Here is a 22,652-nt window from a genome sequence, read left to right as displayed (position 1 = left end):
AGCCCCACGACACGAACCCGGGAAGACCGTGAAACGAGCCGAAACCCTCACCGAACACATCCGCCTGAAACAGCAGCGAGGATAAAGATCAAGCTGAGGACCCGTTCCTCGGAGCCCGTCCCCCACGCTCCTCAGCGCTTGCGCCGCCGGCCCCGCCCACCGCGGGCCGGCGGCGCGGCCTGGGCGGGGACGGCGCCCGCGGGCGCCGGGCCGGGCCGGTCCGCGGACACCACCAGAGCGGCCAGCGCCGTGGTCACGGGGACGGAGGCGACGAGCCCGATCGAGCCCACCAGGGTCCGTACGATCTCCTCCGCCACCAGCTCGCTGTTGGCCACCGTTCCCATGCTGCTGTTCGCGATGGAGAACAGCAGCAACAGGGGGAGCGCCGCGCCCGCGTAGGCCAGGACGAGGGTGTTGACCACGGAGGCGATGTGGTCCCGGCCGATCCGGATGGCCGCCCGGTACAGGGCGCGCGGACCCATGTCCGGGTCCGCCTGGTGCAGTTCCCAGACGGCGGAGGTCTGGGTGACGGTCACGTCGTCGAGGACGCCGAGCGATCCGATGATCACGCCTGCGAGCAGCAGACCGCTCATGTCGATGTTCGGGTAGAGCCCGTGGATCAGCCCGGTGTTGTCGTCCGTGTTCCCGCTCAGGAACGCCCAGCCGATGAACAGCGAACCCAGCAGCCCGATCAGCAGCAGCGAGACCAGGGTGCCGAGGACGGCGACCGAGGTGCGGGCGGTCAGTCCGTGGCACATGTAGAGGGCGATCAGCATGATCGCGCTGGCGCCGACGACCGCGACGAGCAGGGGGTTCGAACCCTGGAGGATCGCCGGGAGGATGAAGAGGGTCAGCACCCCGAAGCTCACGACGAGCGCGATGAGCGCGAACAGCCCGCGCATCCGGCCGACGACGACCACCGCCACCGCGAAGACAGCCGCGAGCAGGATCATCGGGAACTTGCGGTTCAGGTCGATCACGGAGTACTGGAGATCGCGCGGAGCGTTCGGCGCGTAGGCGACCACCACCTCCTGGCCCGTCTCCAGCTGCCGGGGCGCACCGGGCTGGATGATCTCGAAGAAGACGCGCCCCTTGTCCGCCCCGGTGCCGACTTCGACGGTGGCCCTCTTGCAGGCGCCGGGCTGCGCCTCGCGCCCCTCGGGGGCGGGGCCGTTGCCGGTGGGCGGGACCTGCGAGGCGTTCACCGACTTGCAGTCGACTTCGGAGATCGCGACCACCTTCGCCTGCTGCGTCTGGCGGTCGAAGCCCACCCCGGTGCGTTCGTGGCCGGGGGCGCCGCCGGGCCAGAGCACCACCAGGCCGGCGAAGACGGCGACGGCGAAGGGGATCAGCACGGCGGAGATCACCTTGCGCAGGTGCTTGGATCCCGGAGCCGCCGGCCCGTGCCCGTGCCCGTGGCCGTGGCCGTGCGCGTGTCCATCGGAATGCCCGTGGCCGTGGGAGGGCTCCTGTGAGCCGTCGGCCGCATGCCCGGGGGACGCATGCGCGTGGCCGGAGTGGCCCCAGGTTTCCGTGGGCTGGTTGGGGGGCTGCGGCGAGGTCGTCACCGGCAGATCATCGCAAGAGATGAGGGGGCCCACTGTTCAGCACGCCACAGATGACGCTAGCGTGGGGGCTACTTTGCACAACGCGGGAGCTCGGAGCACCGGGCTGAGAGGGCGCTGATCACCGTACGCGCAGCAGATTGCGTGCGGGAGGAGGCTGCGTCGACCGCCGAACCTGTTACCGGGTAATGCCGGCGTAGGGAGATCAGGTCTCATGACCATTCAGGACGCACGCACGCCTGCCGTCGGCCAGGACGCCGACGGCCAGACCGAGCGCCAGCCCGGCTGGCACAAGGGATACCTGGCGGGTTCCCGCCCGGACATCCGGGTGCCGGTCCGCCAGGTCCACCTCACCAACGGCAAGGACGTCACGCTCTACGACACGTCCGGTCCGTACACCGACCCGCAGATCGAGACCGACGTGCGCCGCGGCCTGCCGCCGCTGCGCGAGAACTGGATCATCGGCCGCGGTGACACCGAGGAGTACGCGGGTCGTCCCGTGCGCCCCGAGGACGACGGCATCAAGCACACCTCGCCCCGCGGTGGCCTCAAGAACCTCGACGCGGTCTTCCCCGGCCGCCCGCGCCTGCCGCGCCGGGGCCGCGGCGGCCAGGCCGTCACGCAGCTCGCGTACGCCCGCCGGGGCGAGATCACCCCGGAGATGGAGTACGTCGCGATCCGCGAGAACGTCTCCCCCGAGGTCGTCCGCGAGGAGATCGCCGCGGGCCGCGCGGTGCTCCCGGCCAACGTGAACCACCCGGAGATCGAGCCGATGATCATCGGCAAGCGGTTCCTGGTGAAGGTCAACGCCAACATCGGCAACTCGGCCGTCACCTCCTCCATCGAGGAGGAGGTCGACAAGATGACCTGGGCCACCCAGTGGGGCGCCGACACGGTCATGGACCTCTCGACCGGCCGCAACATCCACACCACGCGCGAGTGGGTCCTGCGCAACTCCCCGGTCCCGATCGGCACCGTGCCGCTCTACCAGGCGCTGGAGAAGGTCGACGGCCGTGCCGAGGACCTGACCTGGGAGATCTACAAGGACACCGTCATCGAGCAGGCCGAGCAGGGCGTCGACTACATGACGGTCCACGCCGGCGTGCTGCTGCCGTACGTGCCGCTGACGGCCCGCCGCAAGACCGGCATCGTCTCCCGCGGCGGCTCGATCATGGCCGCCTGGTGCCTGGCGCACCACAAGGAGAACTTCCTCTACACGAACTTCGAGGAGCTCTGCGAGATCCTCGCGGCGTACGACGTCACCTACTCGCTCGGCGACGGCCTGCGCCCCGGCTCCATCGCGGACGCCAACGACGCCGCGCAGTTCGCGGAGCTGAAGACGCTGGGCGAGCTGAACACGATCGCCAAGCGGCACAACGTGCAGACGATGATCGAGGGTCCGGGCCACGTCCCGATGCACAAGATCAAGGAGAACATCGACCTCCAGCAGGAGATCTGCGAGGAGGCGCCGTTCTACACGCTCGGCCCGCTGACCACGGACGTCGCGCCCGCGTACGACCACATCACCTCGGGTATCGGTGCCGCGATGATCGCCTGGTGGGGCACCGCGATGCTCTGCTACGTGACGCCCAAGGAGCACCTGGGCCTGCCCAACCGAGACGACGTGAAGACCGGTGTCATCACGTACAAGATCGCGGCCCACGCGGCGGACCTGGCCAAGGGCCACCCGGGTGCCCAGGAGTGGGACGACGCCCTGTCGGACGCGCGGTTCGAGTTCCGCTGGGAGGACCAGTTCAACCTGGCCCTCGACCCCGACACGGCCCGTGAGTTCCACGACGAGACGTTGCCTGCCGAGCCGGCCAAGACCGCGCACTTCTGCTCCATGTGCGGTCCGAAGTTCTGCTCGATGAAGATCTCCCAGGACATCCGCCGTGAGCACGGCGGCGACCTGAAGGCGGAGGAGATCGAGGCGGGCATGGCGGAGAAGTCCGCCGAGTTCGCCGCCTCCGGCAACCGCGTCTACCTGCCGCTGGCGGACTGAGCCGACCGGGCGGACCGTCCCGCGACCTCATGGGGGGAGTCGCGGGATGGTTCGGACGGACTGCCGTAAGGGTCTTGCGCTGGAGTGCGCTCCAGCTCCTAGAGTGCGGCCGCATGACCATGCGATACCGGAATCTGGGCGGGACCGGCATAGAGGTGAGTGCCCACTGCCTCGGCACGATGATGTTCGGGGCGGTGGGGAACCCGGACCACGCGGAGTGCGAGCGGATCATCCACGCCGCCCTCGATCAGGGCATCAACTTCGTGGACACGGCCGACATGTACTCGGCGGGCGAGTCCGAGGTGATCGTCGGCAAGGCGCTCAAGGGGCGGCGTGACGACGTGGTGCTCGCCACCAAGGTCCACTTCCAGATGGGAGAGGGCCGCAACCGCAGCGGGAACTCGCGGCGCTGGATCGTGCGGGCCGTCGAGGACAGCCTGCGGCGGTTGGACACCGACTGGATCGACCTCTACCAGGTGCACCGGCCCGACCACTCGACCGATGTCGAGGAGACGCTGTCCGTCCTCGGCGACCTCGTCAGGGACGGGAAGATCAGGTCCTTCGGCTGCTCGACCTTTCCCGCCGAGGAACTGGTCGAGGCCCATCACGTCGCCGAGCGGCGGGCCCTGCCGCGGTTCCGGACCGAGCAGCCGCCGTACTCGATCCTCGCGCGCGGCATCGAGGCCGATGTGCTGCCCGTCGCCCGGCGTTATGGGATGGGTGTGCTGACCTGGAGCCCCCTCGCCTCGGGCTTCCTGAGCGGGAAGCACCGGCTCGGCGGCCCGATCGACCTGACCGCCGGGCGGGCGAAGCTGCACCCGGCCCGCTTCGACCCGGCGATCCCCGGCAACGTGGCCAAGCTGGAGGCCGTGGAGAAGCTCGTCGCGATCGCCGACGACCTGGGCTGCACGCTGCCGGAGCTGGCCGTGGCGTTCCCCGTCGCGCATCCGGCGGTCACCTCGGTGATCATCGGGCCGCGCACGATGGAGCAGTTCGACTCCCTGGTGAAGGGGGCCGGGCTGGTCCTCGACGACGAGGTGCTCGACCGGATCGACGAGGTCGTGCCCCCCGGTGTGAACCTCTACCACCCGGACGGCGTCTGGCGCCCGCCGGCCCTCACGGACGCCACCCAGCGGCGGCGCCCGCTCGGCGACCGGGCCGCGGGCTAGCCGTCCCTCCGGGAGGGAGGGGTCAGACCCGGCGCTTGGCGCGGCGTTTCACCGGCGGGCGGCTCCCGGTGGTGGCGGGGAGAGGGGCTGACGGACGTTTCACGTGAAACATCGCCGGTTCCAGCTTGTTCCGCGCGAAGTCCAGGTTCCCGGCGACCCGTTCGCGGTGCTCGCCGGGCAGCCTTCCTTCGCTCAGCAGGCGCTCGCAGCACTCCAGTGACTCGCGGTACTCGCCGACCCAGTAGGCGGCGATGGCGAGTTCGTCGAGCGCCCGCCACTCGTGCCAGGCGTGCTCCACGAAGAGGACGTCCTTCGGGTAGGGGATCCGGGCCGCCTCCTTGGCGAACACATAGGCCAGCGGCCACCGCTCCTCCACGCGGCAGAGACCCGCGAGGTCCCCGATCGCCTCGGCGCGCGAGGGCCTGCTCTCGAAAGCGCGGAGGTAGCGGTCCATCACCTCCGCCGCGGGCCGGCCCAGGCCCGCGGCGGCCCGTGCGGCGTAGACCCGGGCGAGGTACGTCTCCTCGTAGAAGCCGACCATGGCCGCCCGGCGGTCGTAGGCGGCGAGGGACTTCTCCTGCTCGCCCGCGTCCCGCCAGCTCTGGCCGAGGTAGAACATGTAGCGGGCGTTATCGGGTTCCTTGGCCAGCCCCTCTTCGAGGAGGGCCGCATCGCGCAGGTACTTCTGCCGCTGGCCGCCTTCCCGGAGCCGGGCGCCCCCGCCGATGCTGAGGATGTGGGCGCCGCTGAGCGTTCCCAGGCTGTACTCGCCGCCGCAGTCGATGTACTCGTGGAGCACACCGACGTACCGCCAGGGCAGACGGGTGGAGACGAGCGCCGCCCGGTAATGGACGATCGGCCCGTCATGCAGGGCGATCCGGTACGCGTCGAGGGTCAGCTCCGGCATCCGGAACCCGGGCTCCACCTCCATCGCGTCGTCGGCGTCGATGAACAGCAGGTAGTCGGCATGGTCGCGGGCGAGTTCGATCGCCTCCGTCCGGCTGCCGTCGAACCCCTTCCAGGGGCGTTCGTGGAGGGTTCCGGGGAGGTCGCCGAAGCAGTCCCTGATGACGTCCTGGGTGCCGTCCGTCGAGCCGGTGTCCACAATCACCCAGGTGTCGATCAGGGGACGTACCGAGTCGAGGCATTTCCGGATGGTGGGGGCCTCGTCCTTGACGATCATGTTCAGACAGACTTTTGGTCTCACGGGTCCCGTCCGCTGGTGTGGGCCGTGCGTTCTGGCGGCCGGCCGGGTCGGATGGATCGTCGGGGACTCTAGGGAGGACGCGCCGGGCGTCGGTGGGTGGCGCGCCGGGAAAGTCCGAGTTGGCCCGATTGGGGGTATCGGGTCAGCCGGTGCGCTGATCGTGCGAATGGCTCCAAGGGCGTCGCGCGGCGATCCGGGCGCACCGGGAGAGGCTCGAACCGCGACCGGATCCCGACGGCTCCGGTTCGAGTCACTTTGCTGAAGGAGCGCTCCATGAGTCGTGAGCACCGTGTCAAGGTCGTCCCCCTCGGCCCTCTTCCGCGGAGCAGGGCCTGGCTGGCGGGAGGCGCCCTGGCCTCGCTCTCCCTCGTTCTGGCGGGATTCGTCAGTCCCGTGGTCGCGGTGGCGCAGCAGGCCGGACCGGCGGTGGCCGCGGCCGGCCCTGCCGTCGGCGGTGGCGAGGACCACTGCAAGCGGAAGTCGCACCACCACGGGGACGATGACGACGACCAGCCGGAGGCCCGTCGGGCCGGCCGGGCCCCCGTTGGCGGTGACCGGGACGACGAGGGCTGTCGCGGCCCGCGGGGTCCGCGGGGTCCGAAGGGCCCGAAGGGCCCGAAGGGCGACACCGGCCCGACGGGTGCGACGGGTGCGACGGGTGCGACGGGGGACACGGGTCCGACCGGGCCGACGGGCGCGACTGGAGCTACTGGTGCGACCGGCGCGACCGGCGCGACCGGCGCGACCGGCGCTACGGGCACGACGGGTGCGACCGGTGCGACGGGTGCGACGGGTGCGACCGGCGCTACGGGCGCGACCGGTGCCACGGGTGCCACGGGTGCCACGGGTGCCACGGGTGCCACGGGCGCGACCGGTGCCACGGGTGCCACGGGCGCCACGGGTGCCACAGGTGCCACCGGCCCCTGCAGCGACGTCGATGCCTACAACCCGGACAACTCCGAAGAGGTCAAGGCGATCCTGAGCAACGGAACCGCCTACGTGGGCATCCGCCGCCTCAGCCCCACGCTGAGCACGTTCGCCTGGGTGAACCTGACCAGCACCACCACGAACTTCCCGACCACCGCCTGTGCCATCTCCGTGGCGGACCGTTCGAACTCGGGCGGTTCCGTCACGGTCGAGGTCCTGACCACGACGGACCAGCTGTGGGAGATCTCCTGCTCCAGGGTCAACAACATGGGCAACCGCAGCCTGGTGTGCGGGACGTCGTGGTCGCAGAACCTCTCGTACCCCCCGACCCCCGTGCAGCGGAACTCCGGTAACGAGCCGCCCTTCGGGGCCGAGCCGGGGCGTCCGCTCCACGCGCTCCGGCCGGAGCGCGAGGCCGGGACCGCCCGCCCGGGCACGCCGCGGAAGTGACGGTGTGACCCGTCACTCCGGCCGGTGCTCCGGGCCGCCGAAGTCCGGGCTCGTGAAGTCAGGGCTGGAGTAGCCCGGACGCGGGCCGGGCGCCCCGTCGGACGGGCTGCTGAAGTCGGGGCGGGTGTACCCCAGGTTGGGGATGCGTCCGGCCCCCGGTGTACGGGGCACCGGGTAGCCCGTCCCGGCGGTCGGATCGGCCAGCGCGTCGCGCAGGAACGGCATGATGCCCCGCTCCAGCAGCGCGTTGCGCCAGGCCTCCCGGGCCCGCGCGAGCTCGTCGGGTATCGGCACGCTCTCCGCCGCCGCCACCTCCGTGGAGCTGTTGCGCAGGGCCGCCACCAGCAGCGAGGCCACGGCGAAGACCAGCGAGACCACGGTGAGCCCGCCGAAGAGCCAGCCCGCCGTCAGCATCGTGCGCGCGAAGGCGGGTTCGGGATCGACCGCCTTCAGGCAGTAGCCCACCAGTAGGAAGATCAACATGGCGGTCCCCGCCAGGACCGGTGCGAGGACGGCCACCACGGCGCTCACGCCGGCGCCGCCCTCCCCCTGGCCGGCGTCGTCCCCGTCGGCCTCCTCGTCGGTGTTCCCGCGGCCCGTCAGGGCCTCGTCGCGCAGTTCCTCCCGTACCTTCACGTAGTGGGCGTACTCGGCGGCCGCCGCGGCGGTCAGCAGCGCGATGGCGCTCAGGGCCATCGTGCGCAGCTGTTCGGCGTTCAGCCGTTCGCCGAGGCCGGCGAGCTCGGGCCGTTCGTCCGCCGTGTGCAGCGCCTCGTCGAGGAGCCGGTCGAATTCGGGTCGGTCTTCGATGAGCAGGTGCGGACCGCTGGTCATGTGCATCCCCCGATGCCCCGTACGAGCCGGTATGCCCGCGTAGAACCGGGCGCCGGCCCAAACGGAGGAGAGCCTGCTACGGACAGGGCGATGGTAGAGCGCCCCGGCCATGGGGTGACAGGGACTTTCGGGAAATACCCCGCTCCGTGAACGCTCAGTCGCGCAGCGGCAGTTGTTGGACCAGCAGTTTGCCCGCCATCGTCACGCCGCCGTCCATCGCGATGGCCAGTCCGCCCGCGTACACGTGCGGTCCGTCGACGGACTCCGGCCCGTGGGCCTCGTCGCCGTCCTCGGTGCCGACCTCGCCGAGCAGGTACGGGATGGGGCTGTGGCCGTGGACGACGCGGCTGCCGCCGTAGGTGGCGAGCAGCTGGCGCACGGCCTGCGGGCCCGTCTCCTCGTCGCGGAAGGCGAAGCGCTTGGTGAACTTGCGGAACAGGTCCCAGGTGGTGTCGGCGTCGTTGCGGTTGAGCAGCTCGTGGATGGTGTCGTTGACGTCCTCGATGGAGTCGCCGTAGTCCAGGTAGGCCGTGGTGTCGGAGTGGAGCAGCAGGTGCCCGTCCGCCAGGGTGGCCGCGTCCAGCCGGGACATCCACTGCAGGTGGACGTCCTCCAGGCGCTCCATGTCGGTGCGCTGTCCGCCGTTGAGCAGCCAGGCGGCCTGGAAGGTGGCCGTGCCGGCACCGGAGTTGACGGGGGTGTCGCCGAACCGCTTCGCCCCGATGAGCAGCAGTTCGTGATTGCCCATCAGGGCCTTGCAGTAGCCGCCGGCGGCGGCGGCCTCGGCGGACAGGCGCATCACGAGGTCGATGACGCCGATGCCGTCGGGGCCGCGGTCGGTGAAGTCGCCCAGGAACCAGATCCTGGCGTTCCCGGCGGACCAGTGGCAGTCGGCGTCGATGAGGTTCTGCGCCTGGAGCTCGCGGACGAGCTCGTCGAGGTAGCCGTGGACGTCGCCCACGACGTAGAGGGGGCCGGGGCCGGTGCCCGGGGCCTCCTGCGGGACGTACTGGACCTGGACGGTGTCCCCGGGCCCGCCCGTCGCGCCGCGCCCGATGACGGGCAGGTCGCGCTGGGTGGGGGTGTAGCCGTCGAGGTCGTCCTCGGCTGCGGCGGGGACCTCCGTGTGGGCGGAGGCCGTGCGCTGCTGCGGAACGCTCTCCGGTGCGTAGTACGCGGGGTACTCGCCGTACGCGGGCGCGTCGCCGGGCAGGCCGGCGGACGCGGCGTACGGCGCGGGTTCGTTGACCGGCACCCGGAAGTCCCGCAGCGTGTCCGTCCGCATCGCGGGTCCCTGACCGGCCCCCTGAGTCATCGACCCCTCCACCACCGTCGCGCTGCCGTACACCTGCGGACCCTGCTCACCTCCGGGGCGGAGGGTCCGTGATGTCGTGCGCCCATCATAGGAATGCGGCTCGCGCTCTGTGACGCACCAGGGGTGGTGAATCCTGGGCGGAACCAAACCTTCCTGCCCTTTTGGCCCGATATGAGGGTTGTTGAAATCCTCGGCGGAACCGCCGAACCCGCCGAATAAGGGGGTCCGGCGGTCAGTCCTGGGCCGGTGAGCGGGGCGGGCTGACGGTGGTCCGGGGGGTCCTGCGCTGCGAGGACGTGCGGATGATCAGCTCGGTCGGGACGACCTGTTCGACCGGGCGTCCCGTGTCGACCCCCTCGATCGCGTCGATCAGCAGCTGCACGACGGCGGTTCCGATGCGGCGCGGTTTGAGGGAGAGCGTGGTGATGGGCGGCTCGGTGTTCGCGTAGACGGTGGACTCGCTGCAGCAGACGAGCAGCAGGTCCTCGGGGACCCGCAGCCCGTAGCGCCGGGCGGCGGCGAGCAGGTCGGTGCCGTTCGGGTCGAAGAGGCCGTAGACGGCGTCGGGCCGGTCGGGCCGGGCGAGGAGGCGGTCGGCGGCGACGGCGCCCGCGCAGGGGTCGTGCGCGGGGTAGGACTCGTAGACGGGGTCCTGGCCGACCCGCTCGCACCAGCTGAGGTAGGCGGTCGTGGAGAGCCGGGTGTAGGTGTCGGTGGTGGTGCCGGTCAGCAGCCCGATCCGGCGGGCGCCGGCGGCGGCGAGGTGGTCGAGCAGGCCCAGCACGGCCGCCTCGTGGTCGTTGTCCACCCAGGCGGTGACGGGGAGGGTGCCGGCCGGCCGGCCGTCGGAGACCACGGGCAGGCCCTGGCGGACGAGCTCGCTGACGACGGGGTCGTGGTCCGAGGGGTCGATGACCACGGTGCCGTCGAGGGCCACGTTGGACCAGACGTCGTGCCGTGAGGTGGCCGGCAGGATGACGAGGGCGTAGCCGCGGGCGAGCGCGGCGGAGGTGGCGGCCCGCGCCATCTCCGCGAAGTACGCGAATTCGGTGAAGGTGAAAGGTTCATCCCCGTACGTCGTCACGGTCAGGCCGATGAGGCCCGACTTTCCCGTACGGAGGGTGCGGGCCGCGGCGGAGGGGCGGTAGCCCAGCCGGTCGGCCACCTCGCGGACGTGGCGGCGGGTGGCGTCCGGCAGCCGTCCCTTGCCATTGAGCGCGTCGGAGACGGTGGTGATGGACACCCCCGCGGCGGCGGCCACGTCCCTGATCCCGGCCCGGCCCTGTCGGCCGCCGACCCGCCGGGTGGTCTCGGCCCGGCTCACGTGATGCTTCCCTGCTGCTGTCATGGCGAGCCGATAGTAGGGCTCGGACGGCAGGGTGGTTCAGGTGCATATGCACGGGTTGACAGGCACGTTTCTGCTTGGTTCGCCACCCCTAATGACCTTGGAATTGAAGGTATTTGGCGATTTGGGCCAAGTGTGGAGCCTGTCGGCGGGTACGGGCATGCCAAAACGGGGCGGCGACTGGCCGCTCGCAACTCACCTGCACGAGGGACGCGCGCCACGGCGCGGGCCACCGGCGCGCGCATATATGCGCGCGCTCCCCCCGTGTTCCTGGCGCCCGCCATTCTCGGATCGGCGGAATCCTCATATGGTGAGCAGTATTGAGTCGACGGAGACGTCGACGGGACGGTCGAGGAGGACCTGCGGTGAGCGAGAAGAGCCCGAAGCTGCGCGCCGAGCTGGACGGCATCCCCACCTACAAGCCCGGCAAGCCCGCCGCACAGGGTGGGGCCGTGGCTTTCAAGCTGTCCTCGAACGAGAACCCCTACCCGCCGCTTCCGGGGGTCCTGGAGACGGCGGTCGAGGCCGCCGGCCGCTTCAACCGCTACCCGGACATGGCGTGCACCGGCCTGGTGAACGAGCTGGCCGAGCGCTTCGGGGTGCCCGCCGAGCACATCGCCACGGGCACCGGCTCCGTGGGCGTGGCCCAGTCCCTGATCCAGTCGACGGCCGGCCCGGGTGACGAGGTCATGTACGCCTGGCGGTCCTTCGAGGCCTACCCGATCATCACGCAGATCTCGGGCGCCACGTCCGTGCAGGTCCCGCTGACCGACGGGGACGTCCACGACCTGGACGCGATGGCCGCCGCGATCACCGAGCGGACGCGGCTGATCTTCGTTTGCAATCCCAACAACCCCACCGGCACCGCCGTGCGCCGCGCCGAGCTGGAGCGGTTCCTGGACCGCGTGCCCTCGGACGTCCTGGTGGTGCTGGACGAGGCCTACCGCGAGTTCGTCCGCGACACCGACGTGCCGGACGGCATCGAGATCTACCGCGACCGCCCCAACGTCGCCGTGCTGCGCACGTTCTCCAAGGCCTACGGCCTGGCCGGACTGCGCGTCGGGTTCGCGGTGGCGCACGAGCCGGTCGCGGCGGCGCTGCGCAAGACGGCGGTGCCCTTCGGTGTCAGCCAGCTGGCACAGGACGCGGCGGTCGCCTCGCTGCGCGCCGAGGACGAGCTGATGGGCCGGGTCGGTGCGCTGGTGTGCGAGCGCAACCGTGTGCACGAGACGCTGCTCGCGCAGGGCTGGACGGTGCCGGACACCCAGGCCAACTTCGTCTGGATGCGGCTGGGGGAGCGGACCGCCGAGTTCGCGGCGGCCTGCGAGAAGGCCGGTGTGGTGGTCCGGCCCTTCGCGGGCGAGGGCCTTCGGGTCACGATCGGTGAGACCGAGGCGAACGACCTCTTCCTGCACACGGCGGAGGCCTTCTTCAAGGAGCTGTAGTCGTCAGACCAGTTCCACGCGGATGGGGTCGCCGTCGCGGACGGTGGCCAGGAGGCGGGGGTCGCCGTCGAACGAGCCGAGCACGTTGCACGGGCTCGCCAGGCGGCTCTCGCCCCCGCGCGAGATGGGCGTGGGGCCGTAGGGCAGCGCGAGGGCGTCGCCCTCGGTCCAGAAGGCGACCGTGCCGGGCTCCACGACCTGCCGGGCGTCGTGCTCCAGGTCCACGGACACGCCCGTGTCGAAGTAGACCTCCTCGCCCCAGGTGTGCGCGGAGGCGGAGATCGGAAGGGCCGCGGCCAGCGCCTTGCCGGTCGGGGTCTCGTCGAGGGTCGCGGTGAGCAGGCCCGCAGGCCATGAGATGCGAATCTTCATGGAGCTATTCAACAATCTGTTGAATTTCTTGGCTAGGGGTCCGGGCTCGGGGAGCACAAGGGGGTACCCCGCCTGTTTCCGGCCAAAGCGTGTAGGACATAATGCTTGTGAATGTGAACGCGTTCACAAGCGTGTCCTGCTTCCTCCCGTTATGGGGGGAACCCGCCAGGCAGACTGCCCGCTGTGACCACGGCGACGACAAGGAGCAGACGACGTGGACCTAGCTTTGGCGCCTGAGACATTGGCGCGCTGGCAGTTCGGCATCACCACCGTCTACCACTTCCTCTTCGTGCCGCTCACGATCTCGCTCGCCGCGCTGACTGCCGGCCTGCAGACCGCCTGGGTGCGCACCGAGAAGGAGAAATACCTCAGGGCCACGAAGTTCTGGGGCAAGCTTTTCTTGATCAATATCGCGATGGGTGTCGTCACCGGCATCGTCCAGGAGTTCCAGTTCGGTATGAACTGGTCCGACTACTCGCGATTCGTGGGAGACATCTTCGGAGCGCCGCTGGCCTTCGAGGCGCTGATCGCCTTCTTCTTCGAGTCGACCTTCATCGGTCTGTGGATCTTCGGCTGGGACAAGCTGCCGAAGAAGATCCACCTGGCCTGCATATGGATGGTCTCGCTCGGCACCGTTCTGTCCGCGTACTTCATCCTCGCGGCGAACTCCTGGATGCAGCACCCGGTCGGCTACCGCATCAACGAGGAGCGGGGCCGGGCCGAGCTCACCGACTTCTGGCGCGTCCTCACCCAGGACACCGCGCTCACCCAGTTCTTCCACACCATCACGGCCGCCTTCCTGGTCGGCGGCGCCTTCATGGTGGGCATCTCCGCCTTCCACCTCGCCCGCAAGAAGCACATCCCCGTGATGCGCAGCTCGCTGCGGGTCGGCCTGGTCGTCATGATCATCGCCGGAATGGGCACCGCCCTCAGCGGGGACATGCTCGGCAAGGTGATGTTCAAGCAGCAGCCCATGAAGATGGCCGCCGCCGAGGCCCTGTGGGACGGCGAGGCCCCCGCGCCCTTCTCCGTCTTCGCCTACGGCGACGTCGACAAGGGCCACAACAAGGTGGCCATCGAGATCCCGGGCCTGCTGTCGTTCCTGGCCAACAACGACTTCGACTCCTTCGTCCCGGGCATCAACGACGTCAACAAGGCCGAGCAGGAGAAGTTCGGCCCCGGCGACTACCGGCCCAACATCCCCGTCGCCTACTGGGGCTTCCGCTGGATGATCGGCTTCGGCATGGCCTCCCTCGGCATCGGCGTGCTGGGGCTGTGGCTGACCCGCAAGCGCTTCCTGCTGCCGCCCGCGCTGCGCACCGGAGAGGACGAGGTCCCCCATCTCGTCCTCTTCAAGAAGGCGCTCAGCCCGAAGTTCTCGCAGCTCTACTGGCTCGTCGCGCTCTGGACCATGTGCTTCCCGCTGCTCGCCAACTCGTGGGGCTGGATCTTCACGGAGATGGGCCGTCAGCCCTGGGTGGTCTACGGAGTCCTGCGCACCCGGGACGCGGTCTCGCCGAACGTCTCGCAGGGCGAGGTGCTCACCTCGATGATCGGCTTCACGCTGCTCTACGCCGTCCTCGCCGTGATCGAGGTCAGGCTCCTCGTGAAGTACGTCAAGGCCGGCCCGCCCGAGCTGACGGAGGCCGACCTCAACCCGCCCGCCAGGATCGGCGGGGACGACAAGAACGCCGACCGGCCGATGGCCTTCTCGTACTGAGGCAGGAGGGAGCACACCATGCAGCTTCACGACGTCTGGTTCGTACTCATCGCCGTCCTGTGGACCGGCTACTTCTTCCTGGAGGGCTTCGACTTCGGCATCGGCGTACTCACCAAGCTCCTCGCGCGCGACCGCACCGAGAAGCGGGTCCTGATCAACACGATCGGGCCCGTCTGGGACGGCAACGAGGTCTGGCTGCTCACGGCGGGCGGCGCCACCTTCGCCGCCTTCCCGGAGTGGTACGCCACCCTCTTCTCCGGTTTCTACCTGCCGCTGCTGCTCATCCTGGTTTGCCTGATCGTCCGGGGTGTCGCCTTCGAGTACCGGCACAAGCGGTCCGGGGAGCGGTGGCAGACCAACTGGGAACACGCCATCTTCTGGGCCTCGCTGATCCCCGCCTTCCTGTGGGGTGTGGCCTTCGCGAACATCGTCCGCGGAGTGAAGATCGACCAGCACATGGAGTACGTCGGAAGCCTCTTCGACCTGCTCAACGTGTACGCGCTCCTCGGCGGGCTGGTCACCCTCACCCTGTTCACCTTCCACGGTGCGGTGTTCGCCTCGCTCAAGACCGTCGGTGACATCCGGGACCGCTCGCGTGCGCTGGCGACCCGGCTGGGTGCGGTGGCTGCCGTGCTGGCCCTGGCCTTCCTCATCTGGACCCAGGTCTCGCGCGGTGACGGCCGGAGCCTGATCGCCATGGCCGTCGCCGTGGCCGCGCTGGTTGCCGCCATCGGCTGCAACCTGGCGGGCCGGGAGGGCTGGTCCTTCGCCCTGTCGGGGATCACCATCGCGGCGGCCGTCGCGATGCTCTTCCTCACGCTGTTCCCGAACGTCATGCCGTCCTCGCTGAACGAGGCGTGGAGCCTCACGGTCACCAACGCCTCGTCCACCCCGTACACCCTGAAGATCATGACCTGGTGCGCCGGTGTGGCCGCTCCGCTCGTGATGCTCTACCAGGGCTGGACGTACTGGGTGTTCCGCAAGCGGATCGGTACGCAGCACATCGCCGACGCGCACTGAGCCGTGCGCGACCCCCGCCCGACCCTGCCGAGGGGATGTTTCACGTGAAACCGATCGACCCGCGCCTGCTCCGGTACGCCCGCTCCACCCGCCTCTTCCTGGGGGCGGTGGTGGCTCTCGGGCTCGCCGGGGCGGGGCTGGTCGTCGGCCAGGCGATGCTCATCGCCGAGATCGTGGTCGGAGCCTTCGAGCGGGGACTCGGCGCGGGGGCCCTGCGGACGCCACTGCTGCTGCTCGCGGCAGTGGCGCTCGGGCGCGGGCTGGTGGCCTGGCTCACCGAGCTGGCCGCGCACCGGGCCGGCGCAGCGGTCAAGTCGGAGCTGCGCGGCCGGCTGCTCGACCGGGCCGCGGACCTCGGGCCGGGTTGGCTCGGCGGGCAGCGGACCGGATCCCTGGTGTCCCTCGTCACCCGGGGCGTGGACGCGCTCGACGACTACTTCTCCCGCTACCTGCCCCAGCTGGGGCTCGCAGTGGTGGTGCCGGTGGCGGTCCTCGCCCGGATCGTCACCGAGGACTGGGTGTCGGCGGCCATCATCGTCGTCACCCTCCCGCTGATCCCGCTGTTCATGATCCTCATCGGGATGGCCACCCAGAGCCGGATGGACCGCCAGTGGCGGCTGCTCTCGCGGCTTTCGGGGCACTTCCTCGACGTGGTGGAGGGCCTTCCGACGCTGAAGGTCTTCGGGCGGGCCAAGGCGCAGGCCGAATCGATCCGCAAGATCACCGACGACTATCGCCAGGCCACGATGCGCACGCTGCGCATCGCCTTCCTCTCCTCCTTCGCCCTCGAACTGCTCGCCACCCTGTCGGTGGCGCTCGTCGCGGTGACCATCGGCATGCGGCTCGTGCACGGGGAGCTGGACCTGTACACGGGCCTCGTCATCCTGATCCTGGCTCCGGAGGCCTATCTGCCCTTGCGGCAGGTCGGGGCCCAGTACCACGCGGCCGCCGAAGGACTGGCCGCGGCGGAGGAGATCTTCACCGTCCTGGAGACGCCGGTCCCCGGCCCGGGCGCCGGGACCGCCGTCCCGGCCGCCGCACCCGTCATCGAGCTCGACGCGGTCGAGGTCCGCCACGAGGGCCGCAGCGCCTCCTCCCCCGGGCCGGTGTCGCTCGTCGTCGGGCCGGGCGAGTGCGTGGCCCTCACCGGACCGAGCGGGGCGGGCAAGTCCACCCTGCTGAACGTGCTGCTCGGCTTCGTGACGCCGACGGCCGGGCGGGTACGCGTCGGCGGTACGGACCTGGCCGAGCTCTCCCTCGCACAGTGGCGGGAGCGGATCGCCTGGGTGCCGCAGCGGCCGCACCTGTTCGCCGGAACCATCGCCGAGAACGTCCGCCTGGCGCGGCCCGGGGCCGATGACGACGCGGTGGACGCGGCACTGCGGGACGCGGGGGCCTGGGAGTTCGTCTCCGCCCTGCCGCGCGGCACGCGGACCCTGCTCGGCGAGGGCGGCACCGGCCTGTCCGCGGGGCAGCGCCAGCGGCTGGCCCTGGCGCGGGCGTTCCTCGCGAACCGGCCGGTGCTGCTGCTGGACGAGCCGACGGCCGCCCTGGACGGGGAGACCGAGGCCGCGGTCGTGGACGCCGTGCGGCGTCTCGCGGTCGGGCGGACCGTACTCCTCGTGGTGCACCGCCCGGCGCTGCTGGCGGTCGCCGACCGGGTGGTGGCGGTGGGCGAGGGTGCCCCGGACGCGGCGGCGCAGAGCACGTCCCCGGTCCCGGTCGCCACGGCGGCCCCGCGCACCGCGGCCGGGATGTCCGATCCCGGGGAGTGGATTCTCGGGACCGCCCGGGAACGGGCCGGCGGCGGGGGCGCGGAGACCGGCGGTGGTGACCCGTTGCGCCGGGTGCGGGCCGTGGCCGCGGCATGGCGGGGACGGTTCCGGCTCGGGCTGCTGCTCGGGGCGCTGGCCGTCGGGTGCAGCGTCGGGCTGATGGCCGTGTCCGGATGGCTGATCTCCCGGGCGTCCGAGCAGCCGCCCGTGCTGTACCTGATGGTGGCCGTCACGGCGACCCGGGCCTTCGGCCTGGGGCGGGCCGTCTTCCGCTATGCCGAGCGCCTGGTGTCGCACGACGCCGTCCTGCGGATGCTGGCCGACCTGCGGGTCGCGGTGTACCGGAGGCTGGAGCGGATCGCGCCCGCCGGACTGCGCGAGCAGCGGCGTGGTGACCTGCTGTCCAGGCTGGTGGCCGACGCCGACGCCCTCCAGGACTACTGGCTGCGCTGGCTGCTGCCGGTGGGCACCGCGGTGCTCGTCGGCACCGGATCGGTGGCCTTCACGGCCTGGCTGCTGCCCGGGGCGGGCGCGGCGCTCGCGGTGGGGCTGCTGCTGGCCGGGATCGGGGTTCCGCTGGTCAGCGGGGCCTGCTCGCGGAGTGCGGAACGGCGGCTCGCGCCCGCCCGGGGCGAGCTCGCCACCCGGGTGGCCGACCTGCTGACCGGCACCGCCGAACTCACCGTCGCCGGGGCCCTCGCCGACCGGAAGTCCAGGGCGCGGGACGCCGACGGGGCGCTCACCCGGATCGCCTCGCGCGGCGCCGCGGCCGCCGGACTGGGCGGCGGACTCTCGGCCCTGGTGTGCGGGCTCACCGTGGTGTGCGCCGCGTTCGCCGGTGCCGGCGCCGTAGCGGACGGCCGGCTGTCGGGCGTGGCCATGGCGGTGGTGGTCCTGACCCCGCTCGCCGCGTTCGAGGCGGTCGTCGGGCTGCCGGCGGCCGTCCAGTACCGGCAGCGGGTGCGCCGTAGCGCCGAGCGGGTGTACGAGGTCATCGACGCGCCCGTGCCCGTCGCCGAGCCGGCCGAGCCGCAGGAGCCGCCGTCCTCGCCGTTCCCGCTGCGGCTCACGGCACTCGCCGCCCGTCACGCGGGCCAGGAGCGGGACGCGCTGCACGGGCTGGACCTGACCCTGGAGGCGGGCCGGCGCATCGCCGTCGTCGGACCCTCGGGCTCGGGCAAGACCACGCTGGCCCAGGTCCTGCTGCGGCTCCTGGACCCGCGCGAGGGCGCGTACACCCTGGGCGGGACGGACGCCCGCGCCTGCGACGGCGACGCCGTACGCCGCTTCGTGGGCCTGTGCGCCCAGGACGCGCACCTCTTCGACAGCTCGGTCCGCGAGAACCTGAGGCTGGCCCGGCCCGGCGCGGACGAGGCGCAGCTGAGGGAGGCGCTCGCCGCGGCCCGGCTGCTGGAGTGGGCCGACGGGTTGCCGGACGGGCTCGACACCCTGGTCGGCGAACACGGGCAGCGGCTCTCGGGCGGCCAGCGCCAGCGGCTCGCCCTGGCCCGGGCCCTGCTCGCGGACTTCCCCGTGCTCGTCCTCGACGAGCCGGCCGAGCACCTGGACCTGGCGACCGCGGACGCCCTGACGGCGGACCTGCTGAGGGCGACCGAGGGGCGGGCCACCGTGCTGATCACGCACCGGCTCGCCGGGCTGGACGCGGTGGACGAGGTGCTCGTGCTCGACCGGGGCGCGGTCGTGCAGCGCGGGCCGTACGCCGAGCTGGCGGCCGTCGAGGGTCCGCTGCGCAGCCTGTTGGAGCGGGAGCGGCGGGCAGGTGCGATTCCGGCCGACTCCCTGGGCTGACTTTCCCTCCTAAACGGGACTAACTAGGCTCAAGAGCATGTCAGTGCAGGAGTCGCAGGAATCGTCGGAGCCCGCCCGGCACCCGCAGGACCCGATGGAGGCCGCCACCCGGGCCACCCGCAGCCTCCAAGGGCTGTCCACCGAGCTGACCGCTCGGGTCCCGCAACTGCTGGAGGCCATGCGCTCCGTGGGGACCGGTCTCGAACTGCACTCCACGCTCGACCGTATCTGCGAGACGGCCGCCGAGCTCGCGGACGCCCGCTATGCGGCGATCGGTGTCGTCGACACGGACGGCCCCGGGCTCTCGGACTTCGTGACCTTCGGGCTCAGCGCCGAGCAGGCGCAGCGGATCGGCCACCGTCCGGACGGCAAGCGGGGCCTGCTCGGCGCGCTGATCTCCCATCCCGACACGGTGCGTCTCGCCGATCTGACGAAGGATCCGCGCTCGGCGGGCTTCCCCCCGCACCACCCGCCCATGAAGACCTTCCTCGGTGTCCCGATCAGGGTGCAGGGGGAGATCTTCGGCAACCTCTACCTCGCCGAGAAGAACGGCGGTGGCGAGTTCAACGACTACGACGTCCACATGGTCCGGGTGCTGGCCACGGAGGCGGGTATCGCCATCGGCAACGCCCGGCTGTACGAGGCCGCCACCCAGCGGGAGCGCTGGATCGACGGCTCGGTCGCCGTCACCACCGCCCTGCTGTCGGGCGGGGACGCGGACGACGCGCTGGCGGTCGTTGCCGAGCAGGCCCGCCACCTCGCCGACTCGGCCGCCGGGATCGTGATGCTGCCGGCGGAGGAGGGCGGGATGGAGATCGTCGCCGTCTCCGCCGACGACCCGGCGACCTCGCTCGGGGTGGTGATCCCCGCCGAGAGCCCGGTGGTGGTCCAGCTCCTGCGGGGTGAGCCGGTCTTCGTGGAGGACGCCTCCGTCGATCCCCGCATGATCAGCAGGCTCACCAGCCAGTACGGGCCCTGCATGATGCTCCCGCTGCACAGCGGCGGGCGGGTGCTGGGGGCGCTGGTCACCCCGCGGGCCCGGGGCACGAGGCCCTTCACCGAGGCGGAGCGGACCCTGGCCACGCAGTTCGCCTCCCAGGCGGCCCTCGCGCTGATGATGGCCGAGGCCCAGCGCGACCGGGAGCGGCTCGCGGTGTTCGAGGACCGCGACCGGATCGCCCGTGATCTGCACGACCTGGTCATCCAGCGGCTGTTCGCCACCGGGATGATGCTGGAGGGCGCGCAGCGCCGCTCCATCGTCCCGGAGGTCCGCGACGGGGTGGGGAAGGCCGTGGACGAGCTGGACGTGACGATCCAGGAGATCCGCACCGCGATCTTCGCTCTCCAGCAGGGCCCGGCGGAGGCCCCGTCGGGGCTGCGCACCCGTGTGCTGCGGGAGATCAACATGGCCGCCGTCCCGCTGGGCTTCAAACCCGCGCACCGGTTTGTCGGGCCGATCGACGCCGCCGTGGGCGAGCTGGTCGGCAAGAACCTGATCGCCGCCCTGCGCGAGGCCCTGTCGAACGCCTTCCGGCACGCGGACGCGTCCCGGATCGAGGTGGTGGTCGACTCCACCGTCAGCCTCTCCGACGGCCGGCCCGGGGTGCGGCTGGAGGTCGCCGACGACGGGGTGGGCATCCCGGAGGGCGGGCGCCGCAGCGGTCTGCGCAACCTGCGCCGCAGGGCCGAGTCCCTGGGCGGCTCCAGCTGGTACGGGCCGGGGATCGGGGAGGACGGCGGCGGGACCGCCCTGGTGTGGGAGGCCCCGCTCTAGACGGTCCGTTCTGCGGGGCCGGGCCGGGCGGTCCGCTCAGGCGCGCGCGGCGCGTTCGGCGAGGATGCGCTCGATGACGACGGCGACCCCGTCCTCGTTGTTGTCCACGGTGCGGCCCGAGGCGGCCGCTATCACGTCCGGGTGGGCGTTGCCCATCGCGTACGAGGAGCCGGCCCAGCGGAGCATCTCGACGTCGTTGGGCATGTCGCCGAAGGCGACGACCTCGGCCGGGGAGATGCCGCGCTCGGCGCAGCACAGCTCCAGGGTGCTGGCCTTGGACACGCCGAGCGCGCTGATCTCGAGCAGGGCGGTCGGGCTGGAGCGGGTGATCGAGGCGTAGGCTCCGGCGGCCGCGCGGGCCAGGGCGAGGAACTCGTCCGGGGTCAGCTCGGCGTGGTGTGCGAGCAGCTTGAGCACCGGTGCGGAGCTTTCGTCCGCCTCCTCGCGCAGCAGCTTCTCGGCGGTGGCAACGGTGGCACCCGGGTCCTGGAAGAAGGGCGGGTAGGCCGGCTCGTAGTTGATGCCGGTGGTCATCTCGACCGCGAAGGAGGTGCCGGGGACGGCCGCGCGCAGGGTGTCGACGACCGTGAGCGCGGTGGCCCGGGGCAGGGCCCGCACCTGGACGAACTCCCGGCCGGCGTGCAGGTCGACCACGGCGGCGCCGTTCGCGCAGATCGCCAGGCCGTGCCCGTGGACGTGATCGCTGACCACGTCCATCCACCGGGCCGGGCGGCCTGTGACGAAGAAGACCTCGATTCCGGCCTCTTCGGCGGCGGCGAGCGCGGCCACCGTGCGCAGCGAGACGGATTTGTCGTCGCGCAGCAGGGTGCCGTCGAGGTCGGTGGCGATGAGCCGGGGTGCGGGGAAGGGCCCGTCCGGGCGCTGGGGAGCCGAGGTCACCGCTCCATCTTCGCCCATGGGTTCCCACCCGTTCACCATGATCGGGAGGAGATGTTTCACGTGAAACGTGGCTCACAGCGCGGGAGCGGCTCGCACCGTAGGCTCGGCGCCATGAGTCTTCGCTTGAGCACCGTGATCCTGCCGGTACGTCCGTGGCACGACGGCGGCCGTGACCAGTGGGAGCGGGCCGAGCGGCTCGGGTTCCACACCGCCTACACCTATGACCACCTGACCTGGCGCACCTTCCGCGACGGCCCCTGGTTCGGCGCGATGCCCACCCTGACCGCCGCTGCGGCCGTCACCGACCGGATCCGCCTGGGCACTCTGGTCACCTCGCCGAACTTCCGGCACCCGGTGACCCTGGCCAAGGAGCTGATGTCCCTGGACGACATCTCCGGCGGCCGGATCACCCTCGGTATCGGTGCGGGCGGCAACGGCTTCGACGCGACGGCCCTGGGGCAGGAGGAGTGGAGCCCGCGTGAGCGCGCGGACCGCTTCGCCGAGTTCGTCCCGCTCCTGGACCGTCTGCTGACCGAGGCGGCGGTGACCCACCAGGGCACCTTCTACTCCGCCGAGGAGGCCCGCAACATCCCGGGCTGCGTCCAGAGCCCGCGGCTGCCGTTCGCCGTCGCCGCGACCGGCCCGCGCGGTGTGAAGCTGGCGGCCAGGTACGGCCAGGCCTGGGTGACCGCAGGTGACCCCAGGGTCTTCGAAGGCACGCCCGAGCAGTCGCTGGAGGCTCTGCGCGGTCAGGTCGGCAAGCTGGAGAAGGCCCTGGCGGAGATCGGGCGGGAGCCCGGTTCCATCGAGCGGGTCCTGCTGACGGGGTTCACCCCGGAGCGCAGCAGCATGCTGGAATCCGTGGACGCGTTCGTCGACTTCGCCGGCCGCCACCGTGAGCTGGGCTTCACCGAGCTGGTCGTCCACGCCCCGATCCCGGACTCCGACTTCGCGGCCGACGAGAGCGTCTTCGAGCGGATCGCCACCGAGGCGCTCTCCCAGCTGGGCGCCTGACGACCGGCC

16 protein-coding genes and 1 riboswitch are annotated in these 22,652 nt (G+C 71.4%); of the genes, 9 read left to right on the top strand and 7 right to left on the bottom strand.

All coding sequences use genetic code 11. The features are described from left to right. Positions 1–131: 131 nt before the first annotated feature. Positions 132–1,601, bottom strand: coding sequence for a YibE/F family protein (locus AB0469_RS25705; RefSeq protein WP_366453789.1), 1,470 nt, complete (start codon positions 1,599–1,601; stop codon positions 132–134). 39 nt (positions 1,602–1,640) lie between these two features. Beyond that, a riboswitch (TPP riboswitch) is annotated at positions 1,641–1,785 on the top strand. Between AB0469_RS25705 and thiC the strand changes: the two genes are divergently transcribed. Together thiC and AB0469_RS25695 are read left to right on the top strand one after the other, a co-directional pair. Next, positions 1,780–3,567, top strand: coding sequence for a phosphomethylpyrimidine synthase ThiC (gene thiC / locus AB0469_RS25700; RefSeq protein WP_366453788.1), 1,788 nt, complete (start codon positions 1,780–1,782; stop codon positions 3,565–3,567). (Overlaps the previous riboswitch by 6 nt.) Positions 3,568–3,686: 119 nt before the next feature. After that, positions 3,687–4,736: an aldo/keto reductase gene (locus tag AB0469_RS25695; RefSeq protein ID WP_366453796.1), complete on the top strand. Its 1,050-nt coding sequence runs from the start codon at positions 3,687–3,689 to the stop codon at positions 4,734–4,736. Between the two features lie 22 nt (positions 4,737–4,758). Here the strand turns inward: AB0469_RS25695 and AB0469_RS25690 are convergent, their stop codons facing one another. Further along, positions 4,759–5,919, bottom strand: a complete 1,161-nt coding sequence (locus AB0469_RS25690; protein WP_366453787.1) for a glycosyltransferase — start codon at positions 5,917–5,919, stop codon at positions 4,759–4,761. Positions 5,920–6,216: 297 nt separating this feature from the next. On the opposite strand from AB0469_RS25690, the gene AB0469_RS25685 reads away from it, so the two are divergent. Beyond that, complete coding sequence (locus tag AB0469_RS25685; RefSeq protein WP_366453786.1) at positions 6,217–7,320, top strand: hypothetical protein; 1,104 nt, start codon at positions 6,217–6,219, stop codon at positions 7,318–7,320. Positions 7,321–7,332: 12 nt separating this feature from the next. On the opposite strand, the gene AB0469_RS25680 is transcribed toward AB0469_RS25685, so the two are convergent. The 3 genes from AB0469_RS25680 to AB0469_RS25670 form a co-directional block, all read right to left on the bottom strand. Next, on the bottom strand, positions 7,333–8,160 hold the full coding sequence (locus AB0469_RS25680; RefSeq protein ID WP_366453785.1) for a hypothetical protein: 828 nt from the start codon (positions 8,158–8,160) through the stop codon (positions 7,333–7,335). Positions 8,161–8,308: 148 nt separating this feature from the next. Beyond that, a complete protein-coding gene (locus AB0469_RS25675) occupies positions 8,309–9,484 on the bottom strand; it encodes a metallophosphoesterase (RefSeq protein ID WP_366453795.1) in 1,176 nt (391 codons plus the stop codon). Between the two features lie 217 nt (positions 9,485–9,701). Further along, a complete protein-coding gene (locus AB0469_RS25670; protein WP_042809192.1) occupies positions 9,702–10,817 on the bottom strand; it encodes a LacI family DNA-binding transcriptional regulator in 1,116 nt (371 codons plus the stop codon). A gap of 362 nt (positions 10,818–11,179) precedes the next feature. Here AB0469_RS25670 and hisC point away from each other — a divergent pair, with 362 nt between their 5' ends. After that, positions 11,180–12,259: a histidinol-phosphate transaminase gene (hisC, locus tag AB0469_RS25665; protein ID WP_366453784.1), complete on the top strand. Its 1,080-nt coding sequence runs from the start codon at positions 11,180–11,182 to the stop codon at positions 12,257–12,259. 3 nt (positions 12,260–12,262) lie between these two features. On the opposite strand, the gene AB0469_RS25660 is transcribed toward hisC, so the two are convergent. Continuing rightward, a complete protein-coding gene (locus tag AB0469_RS25660) occupies positions 12,263–12,631 on the bottom strand; it encodes a cyclophilin-like fold protein (protein ID WP_366453783.1) in 369 nt (122 codons plus the stop codon). A gap of 214 nt (positions 12,632–12,845) precedes the next feature. Here AB0469_RS25660 and AB0469_RS25655 point away from each other — a divergent pair, with 214 nt between their 5' ends. The 4 genes from AB0469_RS25655 to AB0469_RS25640 are packed head-to-tail and all read left to right on the top strand — an operon-like array spanning position 12,846 to position 20,729. Beyond that, entirely contained in the window at positions 12,846–14,351 is a 1,506-nt protein-coding gene (locus tag AB0469_RS25655; protein WP_366453782.1) for a cytochrome ubiquinol oxidase subunit I, read from the top strand. A gap of 18 nt (positions 14,352–14,369) precedes the next feature. Beyond that, a complete protein-coding gene (gene cydB, locus AB0469_RS25650; protein WP_366453781.1) occupies positions 14,370–15,371 on the top strand; it encodes a cytochrome d ubiquinol oxidase subunit II in 1,002 nt (333 codons plus the stop codon). A 44-nt stretch (positions 15,372–15,415) separates the two neighbouring features. Next, positions 15,416–18,955, top strand: coding sequence for a thiol reductant ABC exporter subunit CydD (gene cydD / locus AB0469_RS25645; RefSeq protein WP_366453780.1), 3,540 nt, complete (start codon positions 15,416–15,418; stop codon positions 18,953–18,955). A 37-nt stretch (positions 18,956–18,992) separates the two neighbouring features. Then, a complete protein-coding gene (locus AB0469_RS25640; protein WP_366453779.1) occupies positions 18,993–20,729 on the top strand; it encodes a GAF domain-containing protein in 1,737 nt (578 codons plus the stop codon). A gap of 36 nt (positions 20,730–20,765) precedes the next feature. Here the strand turns inward: AB0469_RS25640 and AB0469_RS25635 are convergent, their stop codons facing one another. Continuing rightward, complete coding sequence (locus AB0469_RS25635) at positions 20,766–21,647, bottom strand: Cof-type HAD-IIB family hydrolase (RefSeq protein ID WP_366453778.1); 882 nt, start codon at positions 21,645–21,647, stop codon at positions 20,766–20,768. A gap of 93 nt (positions 21,648–21,740) precedes the next feature. On the opposite strand from AB0469_RS25635, the gene AB0469_RS25630 reads away from it, so the two are divergent. Beyond that, the gene (locus AB0469_RS25630) at positions 21,741–22,643 is read left to right on the top strand and encodes an LLM class flavin-dependent oxidoreductase (protein WP_366453777.1); all 903 of its coding nucleotides are present in this window, start codon (positions 21,741–21,743) and stop codon (positions 22,641–22,643) included. The last annotated feature ends 9 nt before the right edge of the window (positions 22,644–22,652 follow it).

Origin of the sequence: Streptomyces sp. NPDC093801, from assembly GCF_040701585.1 — a bacterium.
In the GTDB taxonomy this organism is placed as follows: domain Bacteria; phylum Actinomycetota; class Actinomycetes; order Streptomycetales; family Streptomycetaceae; genus Streptomyces.
This window is presented reverse-complemented; position numbering and strand designations above follow the sequence as displayed.